Raw genomic sequence first — 22,327 nt, 5'->3', positions numbered from 1 at the left:
TTATGTGTAAATATGTAACTTATCATATCTTCCAAAATGTTTCAAAAGATAACTTTATATAAATTTAGCTATAGCGACAAAAAATGGTTAAACGATAAATTATGATTTAAATTTACACATCATCAAAATCGCTTTACCATCGCCGCTTCTTCTAAAAAACAGCTCGGTTTATAGTCCATTTTTCTGATTTTATCATATTTTGCATAGCTAAGATACAGCTCGTCACGTGCCCTTGTAACTGCTACGTAAAATAGCCTTCTTTCTTCTTCTAAGCTCCCGCCCATTCCCATAAGTTTTAAATTCGGAAAACGGTTCTGTGCTAGATCTACAACAAAAACTTGTCCAAACTCAAGCCCCTTACTAGCATGCACGGTTAGTAAATTTACGCCCTCGCCTTCGCTCATCTCAGATCTACCAAGAGTCAAAAAGTTATAAAATATATCACAATGATTATGGCGCTTACTCATTTCTAAAAGCACTTTTGCTTTTGCGTAAATTCTATTTACTGCTTCTTTTTTAAGCTCTTCATCGACATTTCCGTTTTTTAAAGTGGCTCTTTTATGTGCTAAATACTCTACTATGATGCCATAAACTTTTGAGTTTATGACAGAATTTACTACACCATAAGAGTTTGTTTCGTTTTGAATTTGCTTTAAAAGCTCATAAAGACTTGATAAAAAGATCGCCCCATTGTTGTTTAAATTCGAATAATTCAGCACTGGATTACTCATAAATAACGGATCAAATCCAAGACCGGCAAATCTCGCACTATCCATAAATTCGCTAAAATCGTCAAAAAGCCCGAGCTGATAATTCTTATTTTTTTTCTCATAAACTTTCACGCTTTTATCCGGATTTAAAAGCCCTTTTACGATATCATTATCTCCTAAAACCAAAAGTGTATCAAATATCTCTTTAGCAGCTGCATTTCCCACACCGCGCGCGTATTCAAATATATGGATAAACGCCATAATATCTTTTGGATTAACAAAAATTCCTATCAGATCTATAAGCGCTTTTATCTCTTTAGCTTCAAAAAAACTAACGCCGCCCTTTCTTTTGCACGCTATCCCCTGTTCTTTTAAAGCGACCTCAAGTCCGTCTGCACTTGAATTATTGCGAAAAATTATCGCGATATCGTCTTTTTTATATATACTATTTGCCACCATCTCAGAGATATTTTCATATTGATGAAACAGCTCTTCATAAACTAAAAGTTTTGGGGCTTTAAAATTACCCGCGCGACTTACAGTAAGCTCTTTTGGATAAAGACGAGGATTATTTGAAATAACTTTATTCGCAAGAGCGAGTATCTTTGAGCTACTTCTATAATTTATATTTAAAGTATGAATTCTAGCGTCCTTATAGCGCTCACTAAATCCACCTATGATATCGATATTTGCACCATTAAATGCATATATACTTTGGTCAAAATCACCCACGCAAAACAGACTTTTGGTCTTAAAAGCATCTATCAAAGAGCCTTGAAGAGAATTCGTATCTTGGTACTCATCGACTAGGATTTCATCAAATTCTATCCTTGCTCCCTTTCTTAACTCACCTCGCATTTTGATTAGTAAGTCATTAAAATCAGCATAGTTGAACTTTGCTTTTTCATTTTCAAACTCACGCAAGATATCTTCATAAATTTCTGCGTACTGTGCCTGATCGTCATAATTTACGCTAAACCAATCAGCAAAGCTTTCGTTATTTACACAAGAGTTGCAAAAAAGCGAATAAATGTCATAAAGATAAGCTCCACTATAGGCTTTTACTTCGCCTATTCTATGAAATTCGCGCCTTTCTACTAAGCTTTTTAAAAGCGTTTTGAGCTCACTTGGCTGCTTTAAAATGACGCCTTTATTTAACTTTTTTAAAAGCGAATTTGATACTGAGTGAAAAGTCCCAGCAGTGACTAAATTTACTATTTTTTTATCAAAAAATCTACCGAGACGCTCTAACATCTCGCTTGAAGCTTTGTTTGTAAATGTAAGAAGTAGAATTTTTTCTGGTTTTATACCTAAATTTAAAAGATGAGCTATGCGAGCAACGATCGTACTGGTTTTTCCAGTTCCTGCACTAGCTATGACTAAATTTCGTCCCATTGAAGTCGTAGCTGCGCTGTATTGCTCGCGGTTTAGTTTTGAAAGTGGCATAAAACTCCTTTAAAAAGTGATAATTTTAGCCTCTTTTTACTAAATTTATAATGATACGAACCAAAAAACATAAATTCTCAATTTATAAGCGTAATATTTATAAATTCCTATATTTATTTAGCATAATCATAAGCGATACCGACATTTTTTAACGTCTTGTGACCGCATATAAATTCATCTTTGCTATCTAACTTATTGTTTTTAGATACGTAGTGATATTTACTATCTTACCATAACCTTTCTTTAAAGCTTTTTTTGAGCTACTCTAAGAGCAGATATAAAAGCATACTGGCATTCTTTTTCAAGGCTGCTTTTACCGTCTTTTTTGCTTACAGTTTTAACTTCTCCAGTTAGTATATCATACCTGCTAGTTTCATCATCTGCAAAACTTCTACTCGTAGTTTTCTTAAAACTTTCGCCTTTAAAAATTTCTCCAACATATCCGCTACCAAATTCCAAAGCTATATTTTATTTAGATATTTTTGCCCAAATTTGCTATTTAAAGCATCATTTATGCTAAATTTATCAATCTCATCGCCAAATAAATTAATAAAACACAAAACGCTCAAAAGCAAAGCTTTAACAATAAAACTTTTTTTCATATTTGCTTCCTTTTTGTTGGGTTTAAATTTATGAAATTATAGCAAATTAAATATATTTTATAAATAAAACAAATTTAATCTCCCAACAAATAACTTAATATAAATTTATTAGACAAATTGACCGAATTTCTTCGGTCTTTTAAATAAAACGAGTTTAGAATTTGTAGTTATAGCCTACGTATACGCCATAGCTTGTTGCATCATCAGCTCCATCGATACCTGTTTTTGTATAGTCAGTTTTTACACCGAATTCAAGCTCATTACTTTGATCAATTAAATAAATTCCACCAAGTCTTAAACCTATCAAAGCACCAGCATCTGTTTCAGAACCACTATCTGAAAATTCATATCTTGATGCTAATGAAGCATCACCTTTAATCTCTGATTTTGTTATTGCCAAACCAGTATAAGCACCCAATAAAGCTTTAAAGTTTTCAGTAATAGATGGAGTATAATCAGCACCAACTACAAAATTATGAGATTTCCAATTAATCTCAGCATTCACATAACCTCCTGGGCCCGAAAACGAATATTTTTCGCTAGCTTTAGTTCTGTAAAAATAACCAGCCCAAAGTCTATAATCTCCAAAATCTTGACCAGCTTTAAAACCAAATTCAAAAGCACCATCTTTTGGATCGCTAAAAAATTCGTTCGCATCACTATCTAAATTCACTTTGCTTTGTACAAATGCACCTTCAACACCTACAAATGTACCCTCAGCCAAAACAGCGCTACTCATCAAAGCACTTGCAACTAAAACTTTTGTACCAAATTTAACTATGTTTGTCATAGAAATCCTTAAAAATAGATTTGGATTTATTTCAAAATCCACATATGATTATACCCCCCCCCATAAAAACAAGCTTAAATTAAACAAATAGGCAATATAAAGTTAGCAAAACGTTATTTTAGTGTTACGTATGGTAATTTTTGTACGAAATTTATGCGTAATCGAAGAAAAATATATAAATCAAACAAGGCAAGTCGGAGTCGCGTAAGCAACTCCGAAAATATAGAAAATTATTTCTTAGGAGCGGTCATATCTTCAGGTTTTACCCATTCATCAAACTGAGCAGCTGTTAAAAGACCTAAATTTATAGCTTCTTCTTTTAAAGTTGTGCCGTGCTTGTGGGCTGTTTTTGCTATTTTTGCTGCATTTTCATATCCAATATGTGGATTTAAAGCAGTTACAAGCATAAGGCTTTCGTGAAGAAGTTTATCGATTTTGGCTTCATTTGCAGTGATTCCCACAGCACAATGATCATTGAAGCTGACCATAGCATCACTTAAAAGACGAATACTCTCAAGCAAGTTATGAGTAAGCACAGGCTTAAATACGTTTAGCTCAAAGTTACCCTGAGACGCAGCCATCGCAACGCTTACGTGATTTCCTGCTACTTGGACTGCTACCATAGTTACGGCTTCACATTGAGTAGGATTTACTTTACCAGGCATAATAGAGCTTCCAGGCTCGTTTTCAGGGATATTTATCTCGCCGATACCACATCTTGGACCGCTTGCTAACCAACGAATGTCATTTGCTATTTTCATTAAATTTGATGCAAGTCCGTTTAACGCACCACTTAAGAAAACTTCTGCATCGTGACTTGTTAAACCATGGAATTTATTTGGATGAGATTTGAATTTAAACTCTGTTTTTGTTAAGTCATTTAAAACTTCACTCACCATAGGACTAAAATCAGGATGAGAATTTAAACCAGTTCCCACAGCTGTTCCACCAATAGCAAGCTCTTCTAAAAATGGAAGCGCAGCTAAAACTTGAGCTTTACTAGCTTTTAGCATATGAGCGTATCCGCTAAACTCTTGACCTAAAGTTAGAGGAGTAGCGTCTTGTAAGTGAGTTCTACCTATCTTTACAATATTTTTAAACTCTTTACTTTTTGCCTCAAGTGTAGCCAAAAGCTTATCTATCGCAGGAAAAAGTTGTTTTTGAAGCTCTAAAACAAAAGCGATTCTCATAGCTGTCGGATAAGTATCATTTGAGCTTTGACCTTTATTTACATCATCATTTGGATGGACTAATTTTTTATTTCTAAAATCCTCACCTAATATCTCAGTAGAGCGGTTAGCTATAACCTCATTTAAGTTCATATTTGACTGAGTTCCGCTTCCTGTTTGCCATACGACAAGTGGGAAATTTCCATCTAATTTTCCGCTTAAAACCTCATCGCAAGCTTGAGAAATAGCTTTTGTCTTAGAATCATCTAAGCGACCAAGCTTGTTATTTACTATAGCGCAAGCTTTTTTAAGATACGCAAAACCTTCTATAACCTCACTTGGCATAGTGCCTTTACCAATCTTAAAGTTCTCCAAACTTCTTTCTGTTTGAGCTCCCCAATACTTGTCGTTTGGTACTTTGATCTCACCCATTGTGTCTTTTTCAATGCGAAATTCCATAATGCTTCCTTTCAAAAAATTATATTTTTCGATTATATCATTTAAATTTAAAAATAAAATTTAACTTCTAATTAAAAATTGACAAAAGTAATTTTTAAGAATATAACACATTTTACGTAAGTATGTTATTAGCTAAATTTAGATAAAATCTAGCATTTTTTAAATCTAAAGGTAAATTTATGGCTGATTTTTATAATCCAAAAGAAGTTGAAGAAAAATTCTATAAAATTTGGGAAGATCGTGGGTATTTTGAGATAGATGGAAACAAAGATATCTTAGAAAAAGATAAGAAATTTTGTATAATGATGCCACCGCCAAACGTCACTGGAGTACTTCATATAGGGCACGCTCTTACATTTACTTTACAAGATATAATGACAAGATATAAAAGAATGGACGGATACAAAGTGCTTTGGCAGCCTGGACTTGACCACGCAGGTATAGCTACTCAAAATGTCGTTGAAAAGCAACTTTTAGCAAACGGAGCTACAAAAGAAAAGATCGGACGCGAAGAATTCCTTAAAAAAACTTGGGAATGGAAAGAAAAAAGTGGTGGCACGATAGTACATCAAATGCGCCGTCTTGGCATAACGCCAGCGTGGAGCAGAGAGCGATTTACTATGGACGCGGGACTTAAAAATGCTGTAAGAAAAGCTTTTGTAAATTTATACAATAAAGGCTTGATAGTTCGCGGAAACTATATGGTAAATTGGTGTACTCACGATGGTGCACTTAGCGACGTGGAAGTCGAACACAAAGCAAATAAAGGCAAACTTTATCATATAAAATATCCTATAGTTGATAGCGATAAATTTATAATAGTCGCAACAACTAGACCAGAAACGTACTTTGGTGATACTGCCGTCATGGTCAATCCAAATGATGAGAGATATAAGGAACTTGTAGGCAAATTCGTCACTCTTCCTATCATTAATCGCCGCATACAAATCATAGCCGATGATCACGTAGATATGGACTTTGGAACAGGTATAGTTAAAGTCACTCCGGCTCACGACACGAACGACTATGAAGTCGGTAACAAACACGGCTTAGAGTTCATCACAGTATTTGATGAAAAAGGTATATTAAATGAGCAGTGCGGTGAGTTTGAAGGACTAGAAAGACTTGAAGCAAGAGATAAAGTAGTAGCCAAACTAGAGTCTTTAGGCTTTGTAGAAAAGATAGAAGACTATGAAAATCAAGTCGGATATTGCTATCGCTGCAAAAATGTAGTAGAACCATACATATCAAAACAGTGGTTTGTAAAAGCAGACATCGCAAACGAGGCGATACAAAATGTAAATGATGGCGGAGCTGAGTTTTTCCCATCTCATTGGATAAATAGCTTTAATGCGTGGATGAGAGAGCTAAAAGACTGGTGCATAAGCCGTCAGCTATGGTGGGGACATCAAATTCCTGTATTTTACTGCGAATGCGGACATGAGTGGGCAGATGAAAACGAAAAACCACTCAAATGCCCAAAATGTGGCGGAAATAAATTTACTCAAGACAAAGATGTTCTTGATACGTGGTTTAGCTCAGGACTTTGGCCTATCTCAACGCTTGGCTGGGGAAATGGTGATGCGCTGAAAAATGAGAAATGGTTCGATGGAGATTTGAGCGAATTTTATCCAAATACTATGCTTATAACAGGCTTTGATATACTATTTTTCTGGGTTGCTAGGATGATGTTTCAGTGTGACAATGCAACTAACAAACTTCCGTTTAAAGACATCTATCTTCACGCTCTTGTCAAAGATAAAGACGGCAAAAAAATGAGTAAAAGCAGTGGAAATGTGATAGACCCACTTACTAAAATAGACGAATACTCAGCCGATATCTTGCGTTTTACTCTTACTTTACTTTGTGTTCAAGGTCGCGACATCAGACTTAGCGAAGAAAAAATGGTATTAGTAAGAAACTTCACAAATAAGCTTTATAACGCTAGTAAATTTCTACTTCTAAACGCGGATAAATTCCCTGATTTTGATGAAAATAGTATAAAAACAGAACTTGGTAGATATATGCTAAGTCGCTTTAAAAGCTGCGTAAATTCACTAAGATCAAATTTAGACATATACAGATTTAATGACGCAGCAAATGACATATATAAATTCCTTTGGGATGAGTTTTGCGACTGGGGTATTGAGCTATCAAAAGTAGATAAAAGTAGTGTGATCGAGCTAGGAATGATATTTAAAGAAAGTATGAAGCTACTAAGCCCGTTTATGCCTTTTATCAGCGAGTATTTATATCACGAATTAAGCGGTACAAACTTAGAAAATTCTAGATCCATAATGGTGATGAAATACCCTAAAATCACCACTCCAGATCAAAAAATAGTCGAAACTTGGAGCGCGGTCATAGAAGCTATAGTAAGCTTAAGGCGTGCAAAAGCGACTATAGATCAAGGCAATGCAAAAGTACAAAAAGCTTATATTAAATTTAATAATAAAATAGATATAAACGGAGTTACAAATTACATCAAACTACTTGCAAAATGCGAAGAGATAGAGCTAACAGATGAGATAATCCCAAATTCCGCTAGAGATGTGAGCGAGAATTTAGAGAGCTTTATACCGCTTGCTGGCGTGGATACAACAGCCATTATAGCACGACTAAACTCACAAAAATCAAAGCTTGAAAAAGAGATAGCTAAGCTTGAAAATATGCTAAATAATGAAAAATTCGTAGCCAACGCCCCTGAGGCTGTCTTAAGAGCTAACCGCGAAGGCCTAGCCACCGCAAAAGCTAAATTTGAAAAAGTAATTGGCGAATTAAAAAACTTAAATAATGTCTAAAAGGTGATAAAATGAAATTTATGGTTGAAAATTTAGGACTCTTAAATCAAGCAGAGATAGAAATTGGCGACTTAACTATTCTTTGCGGTGAAAATAATAGTGGTAAAACCTATGCTGTTTATGCTTTTTATGGTTTTTGGAAATTTTTTTCTAAAAATCTTGGAGAGTTTGTTTCGCAACATAAAAATGATTTTATACAAGAAGATAAAACTATTAGTATTGAAAAATCCAAATTTATTGACATATGTAAACACCTTGTATCCGATATAAATAAACACTATAAAGACGATCTTGCAAAAGTTTTAGGTGGTAGCGCTGATAATTATGCTGATGCCAAATTTAAATCAGAATTTCAAATTTTAGATCTTGAAACAATCTATAATCAAGAAAATATTTCATTAAACATTTATGAAAAAGATGAAAAGATAATTTTTGATTATTTCAATGAAGAAAATATAATAATGACTCAAAATAAATATTTGTTGTTAATTTATCAAACAATATCTCAATTAATATGCAAACCTAAAAATATAGAAATAATAAGTGTAGAGCGTACTGGCATAGATATGTTTTACAATGAATTAAATTTAAATAAAAATAGCCTTCTAGCAGGACTTGCACAAGCAGATGAAAAAACACTAATTAGAGATATAAATAATTACATGAAAACAACTATGTCTCGTTATCCTTTACCAATAATTGATAATATAGAAACAATAAATGATAGAACGAACATAACAAAAGAAAAAAGCTTCATATCTCAAAGTGAAAATCGTGAAATTGTAGGCCTACTTTGGCAAATAGTTGGCGGAAAATATATAATAAATGAAAGCGGAATACAATTTGCTAACGGAGCAAAAGTAAAGATTACTTCTGGTTGTAAATCCGTAGATATACAACAAACTTCAAGTTCAGTAAAATCTCTATTTTTATTAGATTTATATATAAAATACAAAGCTCAAAAAGGCGATATTTTAATCATAGATGAACCAGAATTAAACTTACATCCAAGAAATCAAATTTTACTAGCTAGGCTTTTAGTTATGTTGGTAAATATCGGCATAAAGGTGTTTATCAGCACTCATAGTGATTATATTTTGCGTGAGTTTAGCTCTTGTATTTGCTTAAAAAATGTCAGTGATGAAAATTTAAAAAATCTTAAAGAGTATAACAAGCAAATGCAATTAGACGCTAATAAAGTAAGAGCTTATCAAACTATAAAAATTAAAGATGAAATAACTACTGAAAGTGTTAAAATAACTCAAGAAGATGGCATTTTCATGGACACTTTCAACGACATTATAAACGAACAAAATAGAACTCAAGATAAAATTTACGAACAAATCTTAAAGAGTCAATCATGAAAAAAGATTTACAAGATTTTTATAGTTTCTTAAGCGAAGAATTAAAATGTGAAAATAACGGCGTTTATGAAATTAAAGAAAAAAAAGGTAGTACATTTAGACATATAGCCATAAAAAAATATGGCAATTTTTTTGTTTTAAAACAAAAAGATGAATTTAAAGCTGGATTATTCAAAGATGCTATTTCCTCTTGTGATTTTATAGTATTTGACGATAGTAAAGTTTTTTTCGTAGAACTAAAATCCAATAATACAGAATATAAAAATGATATAAATCCACTTGATAAAGCCTTAAAACAATGTGAAAGCAGCAAAATTTTATTTCATTACTTGTGTGATGCTTATAACATGAAAAAATCAAAAAAGTTGGATTTTAAAAATAAAGAACAATTTATCTGCCTTTGTCCGCAAAGAGCAAACCAGCAAAAAACATCAACAAATTTAACAAAAAATAATCCAAAATTAATAAAAATAGATATAGCATGCGATAAGAATGGATATTCAGAGCTAAAATTGGAGTTATTTAAAAATGTAAGTAAAAATTAAATTACATAAATACTATATAATTTACTTTAGATTTTATAGACAAATATTCAGTATAGCAAGGAACAAAATGATAAAAATAAAAAATCTATCCAAAAGTTATGATAAACACGAGATTTTAAAAGATATCAACACTCATATCAAGCCTGGTGAAATCTTCGCTATCGTCGGTCATAGCGGTGCTGGTAAAAGCACACTTTTGCGCTGTATTAATGGGCTTGAGAGCTATCAAAGTGGCAGCCTTAGGGTCTTTGATAAAGAGATTTCTAAGCTAAATGAGTGTGAGCTAAGAGAGCTTAGAAAAGATATCGGTATGATATTTCAACACTTTGCTTTGATGAGTAGAAAAACAGTTTTTGAAAATATCGCCACACCGCTAAGACTATGGAAATTTGATAATAATTATATAAATAAAAGAGTAAATGAGCTGCTTGATCTAGTAGGCTTAAAAGATAAGTCAACAAGCTATCCAAACTCGCTATCAGGCGGTCAAAAACAACGTGTAGCTATAGCTAGAGCTTTAGCTTTGAAGCCAAAAATCTTACTTAGCGATGAAGCTACAAGTGCCCTTGATCCAAACACCACAAATCAAATTCTAGCACTTCTAAGAGAAATAAATGAGAAATTAGGCATAACCATAGTTCTAGTAACTCACGAAATGGAAGTCGTAAAAAGCATAGCAAACAGGGCTATACTGCTTGAAGATGGCGTCATAACCAACTCAGGAAGCATAATCGACATATTTTTAAAACCAAACAAAAATATGAAAACATTCCTTGGCGAAGAAGAAATTTTACCACAAACTGGCATAAATATACGGCTTTTCTTCCCGCCAAAAGTAGCGTTTAATACCATCATTACTAGTATGGCAAGAAGTCTAGATATTGATTTTAACATAGTTTGGGGCAAACTTGAACGCTTGGATAAAAACGTCCTTGGAAACCTCGTGATAAATATAAATGAACAAGACAAAACCAAAGTCATAGATTACATAGAAAAAACAGGCGTTTTATATGAAATAGCAGGAGAAGAACAATGATACCAAAACTACTTTACGAAGCGACTTTAGATACTATTTATATGACTTTTATATCTACTTTTTTGGCTTTTATAATAGGGCTGATTTTAGCTATCATCTTAGTTCTTACTAAACGAAACGGACTTATGCCAAATAGGGTTGTATATTCTAGTCTTGATCTGATAGTAAATGTTCTTAGAAGCTTTCCGTTTATCATACTTATAATCGTGCTTTTTCCGCTTACAAAAATAATAGTAGGCACGAGTATAGGTACAAGTGCGGCTATCGTTCCTCTTACTATCGGCTCGGCTCCGTTTATAGCGCGTCTTATAGAAAATGCGATGAATGAAGTGGATTATGGTATCATAGAAGCTGCACTTAGCTTTGGTGCAAACAAATCTCAAATTATATTTAGAGTTATGCTTCCAGAAGCCCTTCCTAGTATCATCAACGCCATAACGCTCACGCTTATAGTTATAGTAGGATTTACCGCGATGGCAGGCACTGTAGGTGGCGGTGGGCTAGGAGATGTAGCGATGAGATATGGCTTCCAAAGATTTCGTCCAGACATTATGGCATACACAGTCATCATCTTGATAGTATTGGTTCAAGTTATACAGATGATAGGAAATCTACTTTATAAAATCACCAAAAAATAAATTTAAAGCTATTTGACGGTATAAAAACCGTTTAAATAGCAAATTCATCAAAAAATCTCTGGTATCCTAAAATAATGATCGATAGCGCCATTTCCCTGCCCTACTTTGATATCATTTGCAAGAGCTTTGGTGATAAAATCTTTAGCCTTTAAGACTGAGGTTTTTATATCTAAATTCGCCGCCAAACCACAAGCTATAGCGCTAGAAAGTGTGCAGCCCGTGCCATGAGTATTTTTAGTTTTTATCTTGTCTGAGTTAAAAAAGCTAAATTCGCCGCCACTATATAACACGTCAATGGCGCTACCTTCCAAATGTCCTCCTTTTACAAGAACGGCTGCATTTGTAAATTTAGATATCTTTTTAGCGGATTTTTGCATATCTTCAGTTGTTTTTATGACCATATCGCTTAGGATTTCTGCTTCTGGGATATTTGGAGTTATGATGTTAGCTATGCTAAAAAGTTCGTCTATTAAAACATTTATGGCGCTGTCTTTCATCAACACGCCACCGCTTGTAGCCACCATTACTGGATCAAGGACGATATTTTTTGTATTCCATTTTTTAAGTCCGGCAGATATAGATCTGATAATTTCTTCGTTTGAGACCATTCCTATCTTTAGTGCATCTGGAAATATATCGCTAAAGCAAGCATCGATCTGAGCAGTTATAAACTCACCGCCAACATCCAAAACGCCAAAAACACCATTTGTATTTTGAGCAGTAAGCGCCGTTATAACACTCATCGCGTACATCTTATGCGCGGTTATCGTCTTTATATCAGCTTGTATTCCAGCGCCTCCGCTAGAATCAGATCCAGCTATACTTAAAACTTTTTTCATTTTATCCTCTGTTTTTTTATAAAATTATAACATTTTGCCTTTACAAATAACCAACTAGATGAATTTACTTATTTTATATAAATTTCATTTTATATCAAAGCCTATTTTGTTTTTAAATTTAAAAATATATCTATAAAATATATTTTATCTAATACCATATTTTAGCTATATATAGCAATAAATTTATAAAAAATATATAAATCATATAAAAATACTTGATTTTTATCTATCTTTTTTGTATAATACCGAAATTTTTAAAACAAAACAGATTAAAAAAGGAGATTAAAATGAAAAAAACAGTTGCCATGGCGCTACTTGCGACCAGCTTTATCAGTGCGGCGTTTGCCGAAGTTATAAAAGTAGGAGCTACTCCGATCCCTCACGCAGAGATCTTGGAATTTATAAAGCCTGAGTTAAAAAAAGAGGGATACGAGCTTGAGATAAAAGTATTTAATGACTACGTAGTGCCGAATTTAGCCGTAGAAGACGGTGATTTAGATGCAAACTATTTTCAACATATACCGTACTTAAATGAGTTTAATGCAAACAAAGGCACACATCTTGTAAAAACAGCTGGCGTACATCTTGAGCCTATGGGAATTTATAGCAAAAAGATCAAATCACTAAAAGATCTAAAAGACGGAGCTACTATAAGCATTCCAAATGACCCTACAAACGAGAGTCGCGCACTTGATGTTTTGGTAAATGCAAAACTTATAGAAGTAGATAATAGTGCAAAGCTTAGAACTCCACTTGATATCACAAAAAACTCAAAAAATCTTAAATTTAAAGAGTTAGAAGCAGCAACTCTTCCTAGAACTTTAGATGACGTAGATATCGCCGTGATAAATACAAATTTTGCTATGAACGCAAATTTAAATCCTACAAAAGACGCTCTTGCTTTAGAGAGTAAAGATAGTCCATATGTAAATATAGTAGTCGTAAAAGAAGGAAACCAAAACAGCAAAAAGATCAAAGCGCTTGACGCAGCACTAAATACTAAGGCCGTGAAAGATTTCATAGCAGATAAATACAAAGGCGCCATAATTCCAGCGTTCTAATTATAAATTTGGGTGTGAATTCACCCAAATCTACCCATAATTTAAGATATTTAAGCTAGATTTACACTTTTTTAAGATATAATCAGCCCAAATTTTTGTTTGTAAGGAAAAAATATGTCAAAAAGATGTGCGATAACAGGAAAAGGCCCGATGACTGGAAACAACGTGAGCCACGCAAATAATAGAACAAAAAGAAGATTTATGCCAAACCTTCGTACGGTTCGCGTTATGTTAGAAGACGGTACAACTAGAAAAATCAAAGTTGCAGCGTCTACACTTAGAACAATGAAAAAACAAAGCGCCAACTAAAATATTATGTTAAGAAGAGGAATTTATGTCTTTACTTCAAAAGATTAAGAAATTCCTCAACTGGAGTGAAACTCCAAAACCACAATACAGCCTAGACGATGAACTTTATCAACAACTAAAATACTTCAGACTTCCACTTATCTTTGTAGTTTCTATGATGCTTTTTGGAGCATTAGGCTATATTTTTACAACTAATTTTTCGCTAATAGATGCAATCTATCAAGCCGGTATGACATTTACAACTGTAGGATTTACCGAAGTCGGACATATAAATACCGCCGGAAGATTATTTACTATAACTTTTATTCTTATGGGATTTGGTCTTTTTACGTTCTCTATGGGTCTTGTTATAGAAGTACTGAAAAAAGGTACTTTGATAAAAATTTTAAAGGAAAGAAATATGCTCTACAAAATAGCTAGGCTTAAAAACCACTTTGTAATCTGCTATCACAACAACTATACTATAGAACTAACCAGACAATTCAGAGAAAATCACATACCGTTTGTAGTAGTCGATAACAAAGAAAATTTAGAAGAGCTTGCCGAAACATATAAATATCCATATTATATAGTAGATGAGCCGCACACACAAAATGCACTGCTAAAAACTCATCTCTCAAGCGCCAAAGGACTCATAACCCTAAGTCCGAATATAGCCGATAACATAGCCATGATAGCCACCGTTAGATTGTATGAAAAAGAGCTTGGACGTATAAAACCGTATTTTATCATGACGAATTCAGACAATGAAGACGATACCGAAAAGCTACAAAAGCTCGGTGCAAACTCAGTAGTAAGCCCGGCAAAACTTGTCGCTCAAAGGCTCTCAGCAGTGAGTGTACGTCCCGATATGGAAAATATGTTGGAGCAATTTTTATACAAAAAAGACTCACCTATAGATATAGAAGAGATAAAAGTCCCAGAACTATCTTGGCTTAGATTTAAGCGCCTTAAAGAAACTCACCTTAGAGACATCACAAACGCGGACGTCGTAGGCATCAGAGATCAAAATAATAAATTTACACCTATGCCAAAAGGCGACACACTCATAGGAACAGGCTCAAAACTCCTAGTCATAGGAACGGCAGAGAGCATAAGAGCTACTAAAAAACTTATTTTTAGCAAACACAAACCAGAGGAATTTAAATATGTTTAATAATATCCATTTTTATTACTTTTAGTTTTAAAAATGGATATTTAGTATTTAAACTTAAAATAAGTTATCTTTCGATTTCCATACTGATAATAAAAGTAGAAACAAGTGTTTTTGACACTATACTATCTTTAAACGCAAATTTTTTCTCAATTAAATACATTTTAATATTATAATTTAATTGTTTTTAATGATATACAACACGCTTCTATTTAATTTTAATAATTCAATGACAATTAATATATCTTCGATTAGTATATCTTGCAAGGAGCTAGATAACAGATATTTAATCATAAACAAAATAAATTATCTTTTTATTGTATTTAAAAACTAAATAAAAAAATATTTTTTAATTATATAAAATTTCCAAAAAATGCATTATCTAATATTATCAATATTTATATAAAAATAGATAATTATTATATTATATTATATTTATTTAAGAAAAAATTATATATAATCTCATTAGTATTATTTATTAAGAACTATAAATTAATAAAAAATTTTTATTATTTTTAGATTTTTAGTATTTTAAAAAATCTAAAAAGATTTTTTGGGAGGAGGCAACTTCTAAATTTATTTTTAAAAATTTATAAAAATATTTGTTTTTATCTATGTGTTTTTAGTTTTATATTTGTTAAATTAATTTTTAAATAAGAAAAAATGAACTGAAAGTAACTTTTACAAAGAAAGGAATAACATGAAAATTAAAGTAGTAATTTTAGCTACAAGTTTAGTGGCTATAAATTGTTTGGCAGGTGAGACGTTAGTCTATGATCCTATAGGGGGGGGTACAACACCCGGTTTTGAGTTAAAGGATTTTGATAATTTTCCTGATAGTTTATTTACATCATCTAGTTATTCAGATAATGAGGTAAAGATATTAAGTACAAAAAAGGAAATTAATAAAGCTATGGGCGGATATAGCGAATCAAAAAATGTAAGCAATAATAAACTCATTGTTGAAAATAATAAAGATATACAGATATTTGCAATAGAAACAGGTAAAAGCGATAAAGGTGATGTAAATGTAATTAATAATAAAACAATAGTTAAAGGTGGAAAAATTAAATATGTCAATGGTGGTGTAGCTTCAGAAGGTAATGCAGAAGGTAACACAGTGATTATAGAAAATGGAACTATTGAAAAAAAGTTGTAGGAGGATTTAGTAGAGATAAAGACTCAATAAAAAATAAAGTAATAATTAAAAACGGAATTATAGACGCAGATTTAAACGTAAACGGAGGAGAGTCTAGGTTTGGTAATGCCAATAATAACGAAGTAATTATAGAAAATGGAACAATGCGTTCGGTAATAGGAGGAGAAGTTGCTCTTAGTACTACTCAAAAGCAAGGAGCTACAAATAACAATAAAGTAACGATGTTTGGTGGAACTGTAAATGGTAATGTTATTGGAGGATTTGCAAATAGTAATGAAGTAAATAGCAATGAAGTAATTATTTTCGGCGGAACAGTAAATGACTTTGTTTGCGGTGGTAGGAGTATTGCAAGCAAAACAACCCATAACGTAGTAAATATCTCAGGTGGAACTATAAATGGTAATGTTTACGGCGGTTATAGTAGCAAAGGCTCAGCAACAAACAATACGGTAAACATCTTAGGAAATCCTACTTTTAGAACAAGTACGATATTTTACGGCGGAAATAAAGAGCTTTTCGATGGCGATATATTCACTGGAAACACTATATTAAATTTAAGCGATACATATAAAACAGATCTAAGCAAATCTAAAATAGGCGTAGCTATGCAAAGTGGAGCTAACGAATCTTTAAAAGCAGGAGATAAAGTAATACTTATAAAAAATAACAACGGCGGTATAATATCCACAAATGATCCAAAAAACCATATAGGCAATCCAAACAATATCCATAGACTAACCACATTAACACTTTCAAATATCTATGATTTTGATATATCAAGCGATCCAAAATCTTTGTATGCATCACTTAGGAGTAAAAAAACAAATCCATCTCAAAAAAATATCCTTGAAACAGGAGCTGGAATGCTAGGTATCATAGGAACAAATACTGACACTATAGATAAAGTTATGCTTAATAAATCTTATGATGATAAACCTTCGGTCTTTGCTAGGACAAACGGGTATGATACCAGACTAAAATCAGGTTCGCATATAGATATCAAAGGAGCTAATGCAATAGCCGGAGTTTCTAAAAAGATAAACGATAACTACACTCACGGATTATTTATGGAATTTGGTAAAGGTAAATACGATAGCTATAATGATTTTAACGGCAAAAGTATTCACGGTAAGGGCGATAGCAAATACTATGGAATAGGATATTTAGGCAAACTTGACGAACTTGATAATGATATATATCTCGAAGGTAGCTTAAGACTAGGTAAGATAAAAAGTGACTATAAAGGATATGGATTTGGTATAGGAGAAAATCCAACTTTTAATACTAGAAGAACATACTATGCTACTCATCTTGGAGCAGGAAAAATATTTAACCTAACTAAAAGATCAAATATAGATACCTATCTTAAAGCTTATTATACTAGAATAGAAGGCGATAAGATAGAAACTCTTAAGACTAAATTCAAATTTAATACAAGCGACTCGTTTAAAACCAAACTTGGAGCTAGATATAATTATAACTTTACTAATGGTTTTGGATTATATGCTGGAGCTGCTTACGAAAGAGAGTTTAGAGGAGATATTAAAGGTAAAAACTTAACATTTGATTATAATCTAGACGCTCCGTCTCTAAAAGGAAATTCTGGCATAGCAGAGATAGGTATCAGATACACTAAATTTGATAATAAAAAAGAGAGATTTGTTATAGATCTAGGAACTCAAGAATCTATAGGTAAGAAAAAAGGAGCAAGCGGAACTCTTAGCCTTAAATATGAATTTTAATACTTTCTCGGTAAGGCTTTATTGTTTTACCGAATTGTGTTTTAAATTTAATCTATAAAGGGTAAGCGTTGAAAAAGATAGTTTTAATTTGCATAATAGTCATTTTTACATCTGCGGATATATTTATGATAGGAGTAGATAATAAATACAAAAAACCTATCGAAGACATATTGAATCATTTAAAAGATAAAACTATAGAAATACAAGCCATTTACGATACCCAAGAAAACCTCATGTCTTCTAACTAATAGATTAAACGATCTAAGCCTAATCATAGCAGATAGAAACTTTATAATGAAGCAAAAAGATCAAATACATAACTTTTTTGATAATTTTTATATTTTAGGAAATAATCTTTTAAGTATTACTACCACTGATGAAAACGGAATTATAAAGGTTAATGTTACTGATAAACGTTCACAAGGACTACAAGAACTTGGTATGCTAAAGTTTGAAAGATGTGAAGAAAATAGTTGTTGCAAATCTTTTATAAGGATATTAAAAAGCAACGACTCTAAAGAGATATTCAAAATATATGGACTTTAAAAAAGGTTTTAAAATGCTAAAGAAGAAAGATAAAACCTATCCAAGCTTTAAAGAAACAGCACAAATGTTTAAAAAAATAGTCGCAATGTAGGACTAGCCGATATTATTATACAAATAGCTAAAAAAGAAACACCTGAAAAATACATATCTTATGTCCATAAAAAATATAAAATAAATATAAACGATCTAAAATGAATTGAAATTAAAAATAATAAATAAGGAGAGAATCAAAGAATTTAGAAAACAGTATAAATATTTTAGATAAATACAAAAAATTCTTAGTGAATGCGAGTATAAAATGATACAAACTTATATTAAAAAAATTTCTAATTTAGATATATACTTAAGCAAAGAAGATATTATAGAGTGCATTAAGATATTAGCAGGATATACTAGTGCAGATGATCCTTTAGATAAACCATAAGAGCTCACAATGATTATTATAAAAGAAAACAAACCTGATCTGTATAGTCTAGCAAAAAGCTTAGCTATACTCGAAAAGTATAAATATAAGCTAACAAAAGAGCAATATGACAAAATAAAATCAAATATAAAAAGCTTTGCAAATCTAGGTATGTATCTAAGCCAAAAAGACATTATAGATAATATAAAAATACTAAAAGGTGAACTTAGCTTAGATGAGTTGATATCAAATGAATTAAAAGAAAGATTAGATGAAAAACCAAGGAAGATAGATAATATACTTCAAAAAGAATACAAAATAAAACAGCATTATAAAGACAATGTCCAAAACACCTTAGTAAATGATATCTTGCCAAATCATACTACATTAGATAATAATTTAAATGATATCTTAAAAAACTCTAGTCAAAATGATACTCAAAATTCAAACGATACACAATTCTTCACTAGCTACAATACGCTTATAGTAGAATTTCTAAAAGAATGCTTTACAAATGGGTTATTCGATAAATTTATAAAAAAGATGATGGAAAAAAAATACTATTTGATTTATATATTTTAATAAAAACAAATAGTATTAAAAAGAAGCTTCCTAGTAAAATACTAAGTAATTTTTCAATACGTATATTAATGATCATTGTGTAGAAGCAAATTTAACATAAAGCATTAACATCAACAAAAGTTGATATGGTATTAAATTTACGCACTATATGACTATGTATAGACAGCAAATCTGCGTTTGTCTCTTATACAAGCAACTGATATCTTCATCACCATCGCTTATATTTTTTAAGATACCATTTTCTAGAAAGAATAAATTTACAATATTTATCATCCACATAAAAGCTATTTTTTATTTTTTCATAATAAGGAAATTTCAATTCTCTTTGCGAATCTACTGTAAGATTGCTAACTACATCTCTTATGATTTTCATTGCGCATCCTTCATCTCAGCCTAAATAAATGCTTAATTAAGTTCCAAAATGATACAATAATCGCATTATTTTTTATACTTCCTAAAGGATTAAGTGCGATATGTTTAACCTAATCAGTCTCAAAAATGGGCTTGAAAATGTGAGTGGATTTTATTTTGGCGGCTTAAATGCTGGATTTAAAACAAACGGAGATAATGATCTAGGCTTCATAAGAAGCGATGAGCCGGTGCAAGTTTGCGCTATTTTTACTAGCAATAAATTTAAAGCTGCACCGATAAGACATTTTTTAAGATACGGAAATGATTTTAAAACAAATTTCATACTTTTAAACTCAAAAAACGCAAATGCGATGACAGGAAAAAAAGGGATAGACGATATAGATGATATATTTAAAGAACTTAGCAAAAAGCTAAATTTAATAAATCCTATAATGAGCTCAACTGGAGTCATAGGATATCGTCTTAAAAAAGATAAAATAATAGAAGCTGCAAACAAATTCGACTTTAACTCACGCAACTCAGACGCAACCGTTAGAGCGATAATGACGACTGATAGCTTTAAAAAAGAGATAGCTTTTAGAGTAGAACTTGAAGACGGTAAAAGCTTTAACATAGCTTGCATCTGCAAAGGTGCTGGTATGATAAACCCAGCATTTGCGACAATGCTATGCTTTATCTTGACAGATGCGGATATACCAAAATCAGATATGGACGAGCTTCTTAAAGCTAGCGTAGAAGAAAGCTTTAATGCTGTAAGCGTAGATGGAGATACTAGCACAAATGATACATTGATGCTTCTAAGCTCACAAAAAAGCGGAGTCTATGACAAAACTGCGTTTAAATTTGCACTTGAAACTATCACAAAAACTATGGCTCTAAATTTAGTAAAAGACGGCGAAGGAAGTACGAAAGTAGTAGCATTTGAAGTAAATGGAGCATTAAACAACGAGCAAGCTATGAAAGCAGCCAAAGCTCTTTCAAATTCCCTCTTAGTCAAAACAGCGATTTTCGGCGAAGATCCAAACTGGGGCAGGATCGCATCTACTATAGGAGCTAGCGGCATAGAGTGTGATGATGAAAAGCTATCGATATATTATGACGATGTTTTAGTATTTGACAAAGATCATCCCGAGCTTGATGAGATCTCTGAAGAAAAAGCACATAAAGTTATGACGAAAGATAGCTACAAGATCCGCTGTGAGATTGGACTTGGGGAAGGTAAATTTACCGCTTATGGATGTGATCTGGGTCACACATACGTCAAAATCAACGCTGATTACCGATCATAAATGAGTTTTAAGTAACAAATTGGTAAAATAATAAACCACTTATATCAAGGAGAAAATATGTTACACGAATACAGGGATCTTATCACGGAATTAAAAGGTAAAAATGCTAGATTTGACAGTATTTTTGAAAAACACAACGAACTAGATCAAAGAATCAAAGATATAGAAGAAGGCAGAGAACGCGCTGACTCTTTCGAGCTTGAAACTCTTAAAAAAGAGAAATTAAGACTAAAAGACGAAGCATACGCCATACTTATGAAATATAAAAACTCAAAAGCGAATTAATTCTATGAGTTTAAGCCTCTGCTTAAACTCTCTCATCTCACACTTTTAAATTTAAATATTTTTATATTGTTTAGCAATTTTACAGCCCACAAAGTAAGCACTGTCCCTACAACGATAGATACTTTTATATCTTCTGATAAAAATATAAAACTAAGCAAAATAGCGCAAAATGGGACTAAAAATACAAATGAGCTGACTTCTGCGGCTCCTAATTTTTCTACGCCTAAAAAATAAATAGCGTTTGCAAAAACAGTCGCTCCAAATGATATCAATATCATATTTATCCAAAATATTTTATCGAACGAACCAATCTCATCAAATTTAACAAATAACGCGGCATCTATAAAAGATGACATTACATAAAGATAAAAAGTAAAAACTATAGGAGATATTTTGGATTTTGCACTTATAATAGTGAGAATAGCCCAAAGAAATGCAGCCGATACATAGTATAAATTTTGCACGGCTAGTATGCTTTGCATATCAAATTTCCATACATTTAGCATAGTACCAACTCCCAAAGCTCCTAAAAATAGAGCAAATATATCTTTAGCGCCGGCTTTTCTTTTTCTTAAAAATATCAAAATAACAAACGTGATGATCGGTATCATAGTAGTAACCATAGCACCACCTAGCGAAGCCGTACCGTATTTCGTACCATAATAAAAGCAAAACATATAAGAAATCAAGCAAATTCCTGCCAAAATTGATACGACCAAACTTTTAAGATCTATCTTAAATGAATGTCCTAACAAATAAATGATCGGTATCATAGCTATAGCAGCGATCCCAAACCTTATAAAAATCAGATTAAACGGATCATCATAATCCACTAAAATTTTCATATTTACCCAAGAGCCGCCCCATGCAACCATAGATAAAAAAAGCAGGAAATAAAAGAAGTTTTTGTTAGCAGTCATATTTTGTCCGTTGTACCATTTGAGATCTAAATTTAAAAAATGAGTATAGTCTTTTGTAGCTAAAACCATACTTTAAGATCTAAATTTATCTATATAAATATAGCATT

At 32.2% G+C, this 22,327-nt stretch carries 23 protein-coding genes; 15 read left to right on the top strand and 8 right to left on the bottom strand.

From position 1 onward, the window contains the following. Positions 1–122: 122 nt before the first annotated feature. The 5 genes from CHHT_RS04020 to fumC form a co-directional block, all read right to left on the bottom strand. Positions 123–2,156, bottom strand: a complete 2,034-nt coding sequence (locus CHHT_RS04020) for an ATP-dependent helicase (RefSeq protein WP_034961480.1) — start codon at positions 2,154–2,156, stop codon at positions 123–125. A 243-nt stretch (positions 2,157–2,399) separates the two neighbouring features. Beyond that, positions 2,400–2,615 (bottom strand): hypothetical protein, encoded by a 216-nt coding sequence (locus CHHT_RS04015; RefSeq protein ID WP_034961481.1) that lies wholly within the window; start codon positions 2,613–2,615, stop codon positions 2,400–2,402. A gap of 2 nt (positions 2,616–2,617) precedes the next feature. Then, positions 2,618–2,758, bottom strand: coding sequence for a hypothetical protein (locus CHHT_RS04010; RefSeq protein WP_159428475.1), 141 nt, complete (start codon positions 2,756–2,758; stop codon positions 2,618–2,620). A gap of 154 nt (positions 2,759–2,912) precedes the next feature. Beyond that, on the bottom strand, positions 2,913–3,548 hold the full coding sequence (locus CHHT_RS04005; RefSeq protein WP_051663698.1) for a hypothetical protein: 636 nt from the start codon (positions 3,546–3,548) through the stop codon (positions 2,913–2,915). 230 nt (positions 3,549–3,778) lie between these two features. Continuing rightward, a complete protein-coding gene (gene fumC, locus CHHT_RS04000; protein ID WP_034961482.1) occupies positions 3,779–5,176 on the bottom strand; it encodes a class II fumarate hydratase in 1,398 nt (465 codons plus the stop codon). Positions 5,177–5,355: 179 nt separating this feature from the next. Between fumC and CHHT_RS03995 the strand changes: the two genes are divergently transcribed. The 5 genes from CHHT_RS03995 (at position 5,356) to CHHT_RS03975 (ending at position 11,560) form a co-directional block, all read left to right on the top strand. After that, positions 5,356–7,977: a valine--tRNA ligase gene (locus CHHT_RS03995; RefSeq protein ID WP_034961484.1), complete on the top strand. Its 2,622-nt coding sequence runs from the start codon at positions 5,356–5,358 to the stop codon at positions 7,975–7,977. A gap of 11 nt (positions 7,978–7,988) precedes the next feature. Next, positions 7,989–9,341: an AAA family ATPase gene (locus tag CHHT_RS03990; protein ID WP_034961487.1), complete on the top strand. Its 1,353-nt coding sequence runs from the start codon at positions 7,989–7,991 to the stop codon at positions 9,339–9,341. Next, positions 9,338–9,886, top strand: a complete 549-nt coding sequence (locus tag CHHT_RS03985; RefSeq protein WP_034961489.1) for a hypothetical protein — start codon at positions 9,338–9,340, stop codon at positions 9,884–9,886. The genes CHHT_RS03990 and CHHT_RS03985 overlap by 4 nt, the downstream gene beginning before the upstream one ends. Before the next feature lie 67 nt (positions 9,887–9,953). Beyond that, positions 9,954–10,922: a methionine ABC transporter ATP-binding protein gene (locus CHHT_RS03980; protein WP_034961491.1), complete on the top strand. Its 969-nt coding sequence runs from the start codon at positions 9,954–9,956 to the stop codon at positions 10,920–10,922. After that, positions 10,919–11,560, top strand: coding sequence for a methionine ABC transporter permease (locus tag CHHT_RS03975; RefSeq protein ID WP_034961493.1), 642 nt, complete (start codon positions 10,919–10,921; stop codon positions 11,558–11,560). Before CHHT_RS03980 ends, CHHT_RS03975 begins: the two co-directional genes overlap by 4 nt. 47 nt (positions 11,561–11,607) lie before the next feature. Here CHHT_RS03975 and thiD read toward each other — a convergent pair whose 3' ends face one another. Next, complete coding sequence (thiD, locus tag CHHT_RS03970) at positions 11,608–12,399, bottom strand: bifunctional hydroxymethylpyrimidine kinase/phosphomethylpyrimidine kinase (protein WP_034961494.1); 792 nt, start codon at positions 12,397–12,399, stop codon at positions 11,608–11,610. A gap of 287 nt (positions 12,400–12,686) precedes the next feature. Between thiD and CHHT_RS03965 the strand changes: the two genes are divergently transcribed. From CHHT_RS03965 to CHHT_RS09320, 8 genes are all read left to right on the top strand, one after another. Then, positions 12,687–13,460, top strand: coding sequence for a MetQ/NlpA family ABC transporter substrate-binding protein (locus tag CHHT_RS03965; protein WP_034961496.1), 774 nt, complete (start codon positions 12,687–12,689; stop codon positions 13,458–13,460). Positions 13,461–13,574: 114 nt separating this feature from the next. Further along, on the top strand, positions 13,575–13,769 hold the full coding sequence (rpmB, locus tag CHHT_RS03960) for a 50S ribosomal protein L28 (RefSeq protein WP_034961499.1): 195 nt from the start codon (positions 13,575–13,577) through the stop codon (positions 13,767–13,769). A gap of 25 nt (positions 13,770–13,794) precedes the next feature. Then, positions 13,795–14,925 (top strand): potassium channel family protein, encoded by a 1,131-nt coding sequence (locus CHHT_RS03955; RefSeq protein ID WP_059425323.1) that lies wholly within the window; start codon positions 13,795–13,797, stop codon positions 14,923–14,925. A gap of 697 nt (positions 14,926–15,622) precedes the next feature. Then, positions 15,623–16,081 carry a hypothetical protein gene (locus CHHT_RS03950; RefSeq protein WP_074898762.1) on the top strand — a complete coding sequence of 153 codons (459 nt, stop codon included), beginning with the start codon at positions 15,623–15,625 and terminating at the stop codon, positions 16,079–16,081. Positions 16,082–16,224: 143 nt separating this feature from the next. Then, on the top strand, positions 16,225–17,823 hold the full coding sequence (locus CHHT_RS03945) for an autotransporter outer membrane beta-barrel domain-containing protein (RefSeq protein ID WP_034963798.1): 1,599 nt from the start codon (positions 16,225–16,227) through the stop codon (positions 17,821–17,823). Between the two features lie 68 nt (positions 17,824–17,891). Further along, positions 17,892–18,071: a hypothetical protein gene (locus CHHT_RS03940; RefSeq protein WP_034963796.1), complete on the top strand. Its 180-nt coding sequence runs from the start codon at positions 17,892–17,894 to the stop codon at positions 18,069–18,071. A 46-nt stretch (positions 18,072–18,117) separates the two neighbouring features. Next, positions 18,118–18,369, top strand: coding sequence for a hypothetical protein (locus CHHT_RS03935; RefSeq protein WP_034963794.1), 252 nt, complete (start codon positions 18,118–18,120; stop codon positions 18,367–18,369). 433 nt (positions 18,370–18,802) lie between these two features. After that, entirely contained in the window at positions 18,803–19,354 is a 552-nt protein-coding gene (locus tag CHHT_RS09320; RefSeq protein ID WP_064019716.1) for a hypothetical protein, read from the top strand. Positions 19,355–19,562: 208 nt separating this feature from the next. Here the strand turns inward: CHHT_RS09320 and CHHT_RS03925 are convergent, their stop codons facing one another. Next, complete coding sequence (locus tag CHHT_RS03925) at positions 19,563–19,727, bottom strand: hypothetical protein (protein WP_159428474.1); 165 nt, start codon at positions 19,725–19,727, stop codon at positions 19,563–19,565. Between the two features lie 100 nt (positions 19,728–19,827). Here CHHT_RS03925 and argJ point away from each other — a divergent pair, with 100 nt between their 5' ends. Both argJ and CHHT_RS03915 read left to right on the top strand, forming a co-directional pair. Continuing rightward, positions 19,828–21,015, top strand: coding sequence for a bifunctional glutamate N-acetyltransferase/amino-acid acetyltransferase ArgJ (gene argJ / locus CHHT_RS03920; protein WP_034963793.1), 1,188 nt, complete (start codon positions 19,828–19,830; stop codon positions 21,013–21,015). 57 nt (positions 21,016–21,072) lie between these two features. Next, positions 21,073–21,300 (top strand): HP1242/YdcH family protein, encoded by a 228-nt coding sequence (locus CHHT_RS03915; RefSeq protein ID WP_034963791.1) that lies wholly within the window; start codon positions 21,073–21,075, stop codon positions 21,298–21,300. Positions 21,301–21,332: 32 nt separating this feature from the next. Here CHHT_RS03915 and CHHT_RS03910 read toward each other — a convergent pair whose 3' ends face one another. Further along, positions 21,333–22,289 carry a DMT family transporter gene (locus CHHT_RS03910; protein WP_232051105.1) on the bottom strand — a complete coding sequence of 319 codons (957 nt, stop codon included), beginning with the start codon at positions 22,287–22,289 and terminating at the stop codon, positions 21,333–21,335. Between the last annotated feature and the right edge of the window lie 38 nt (positions 22,290–22,327).

The organism is Campylobacter hyointestinalis subsp. hyointestinalis, from assembly GCF_013372145.1.
Lineage (GTDB): Bacteria > Campylobacterota > Campylobacteria > Campylobacterales > Campylobacteraceae > Campylobacter > Campylobacter hyointestinalis.
This window is presented reverse-complemented; position numbering and strand designations above follow the sequence as displayed.

Excerpts from the sequence above, each read along its gene's own strand:
- CHHT_RS04020 (WP_034961480.1), bottom strand. The coding sequence starts at position 2,156 with ATGCCACTTTCAAAACTAAACCGCGAGCAATACAGCGCAGCTACGACT.
- CHHT_RS04010 (WP_159428475.1), bottom strand. The coding sequence starts at position 2,758 with ATGAAAAAAAGTTTTATTGTTAAAGCTTTGCTTTTGAGCGTTTTGTGT.
- CHHT_RS04005 (WP_051663698.1), bottom strand. The coding sequence starts at position 3,548 with ATGACAAACATAGTTAAATTTGGTACAAAAGTTTTAGTTGCAAGTGCT.
- fumC (WP_034961482.1), bottom strand. The coding sequence starts at position 5,176 with ATGGAATTTCGCATTGAAAAAGACACAATGGGTGAGATCAAAGTACCA.
- CHHT_RS03995 (WP_034961484.1), top strand. The coding sequence starts at position 5,356 with ATGGCTGATTTTTATAATCCAAAAGAAGTTGAAGAAAAATTCTATAAA.
- CHHT_RS03990 (WP_034961487.1), top strand. The coding sequence starts at position 7,989 with ATGAAATTTATGGTTGAAAATTTAGGACTCTTAAATCAAGCAGAGATA.
- CHHT_RS03985 (WP_034961489.1), top strand. The coding sequence starts at position 9,338 with ATGAAAAAAGATTTACAAGATTTTTATAGTTTCTTAAGCGAAGAATTA.
- CHHT_RS03980 (WP_034961491.1), top strand. The coding sequence starts at position 9,954 with ATGATAAAAATAAAAAATCTATCCAAAAGTTATGATAAACACGAGATT.
- CHHT_RS03975 (WP_034961493.1), top strand. The coding sequence starts at position 10,919 with ATGATACCAAAACTACTTTACGAAGCGACTTTAGATACTATTTATATG.
- thiD (WP_034961494.1), bottom strand. The coding sequence starts at position 12,399 with ATGAAAAAAGTTTTAAGTATAGCTGGATCTGATTCTAGCGGAGGCGCT.
- CHHT_RS03965 (WP_034961496.1), top strand. The coding sequence starts at position 12,687 with ATGAAAAAAACAGTTGCCATGGCGCTACTTGCGACCAGCTTTATCAGT.
- rpmB (WP_034961499.1), top strand. The coding sequence starts at position 13,575 with ATGTCAAAAAGATGTGCGATAACAGGAAAAGGCCCGATGACTGGAAAC.
- CHHT_RS03955 (WP_059425323.1), top strand. The coding sequence starts at position 13,795 with ATGTCTTTACTTCAAAAGATTAAGAAATTCCTCAACTGGAGTGAAACT.
- CHHT_RS03950 (WP_074898762.1), top strand. The coding sequence starts at position 15,623 with ATGAAAATTAAAGTAGTAATTTTAGCTACAAGTTTAGTGGCTATAAAT.
- CHHT_RS03945 (WP_034963798.1), top strand. The coding sequence starts at position 16,225 with ATGCGTTCGGTAATAGGAGGAGAAGTTGCTCTTAGTACTACTCAAAAG.
- CHHT_RS03935 (WP_034963794.1), top strand. The coding sequence starts at position 18,118 with ATGAAGCAAAAAGATCAAATACATAACTTTTTTGATAATTTTTATATT.
- CHHT_RS09320 (WP_064019716.1), top strand. The coding sequence starts at position 18,803 with ATGATTATTATAAAAGAAAACAAACCTGATCTGTATAGTCTAGCAAAA.
- CHHT_RS03925 (WP_159428474.1), bottom strand. The coding sequence starts at position 19,727 with ATGAAAATCATAAGAGATGTAGTTAGCAATCTTACAGTAGATTCGCAA.
- argJ (WP_034963793.1), top strand. The coding sequence starts at position 19,828 with ATGTTTAACCTAATCAGTCTCAAAAATGGGCTTGAAAATGTGAGTGGA.
- CHHT_RS03915 (WP_034963791.1), top strand. The coding sequence starts at position 21,073 with ATGTTACACGAATACAGGGATCTTATCACGGAATTAAAAGGTAAAAAT.
- CHHT_RS03910 (WP_232051105.1), bottom strand. The coding sequence starts at position 22,289 with ATGGTTTTAGCTACAAAAGACTATACTCATTTTTTAAATTTAGATCTC.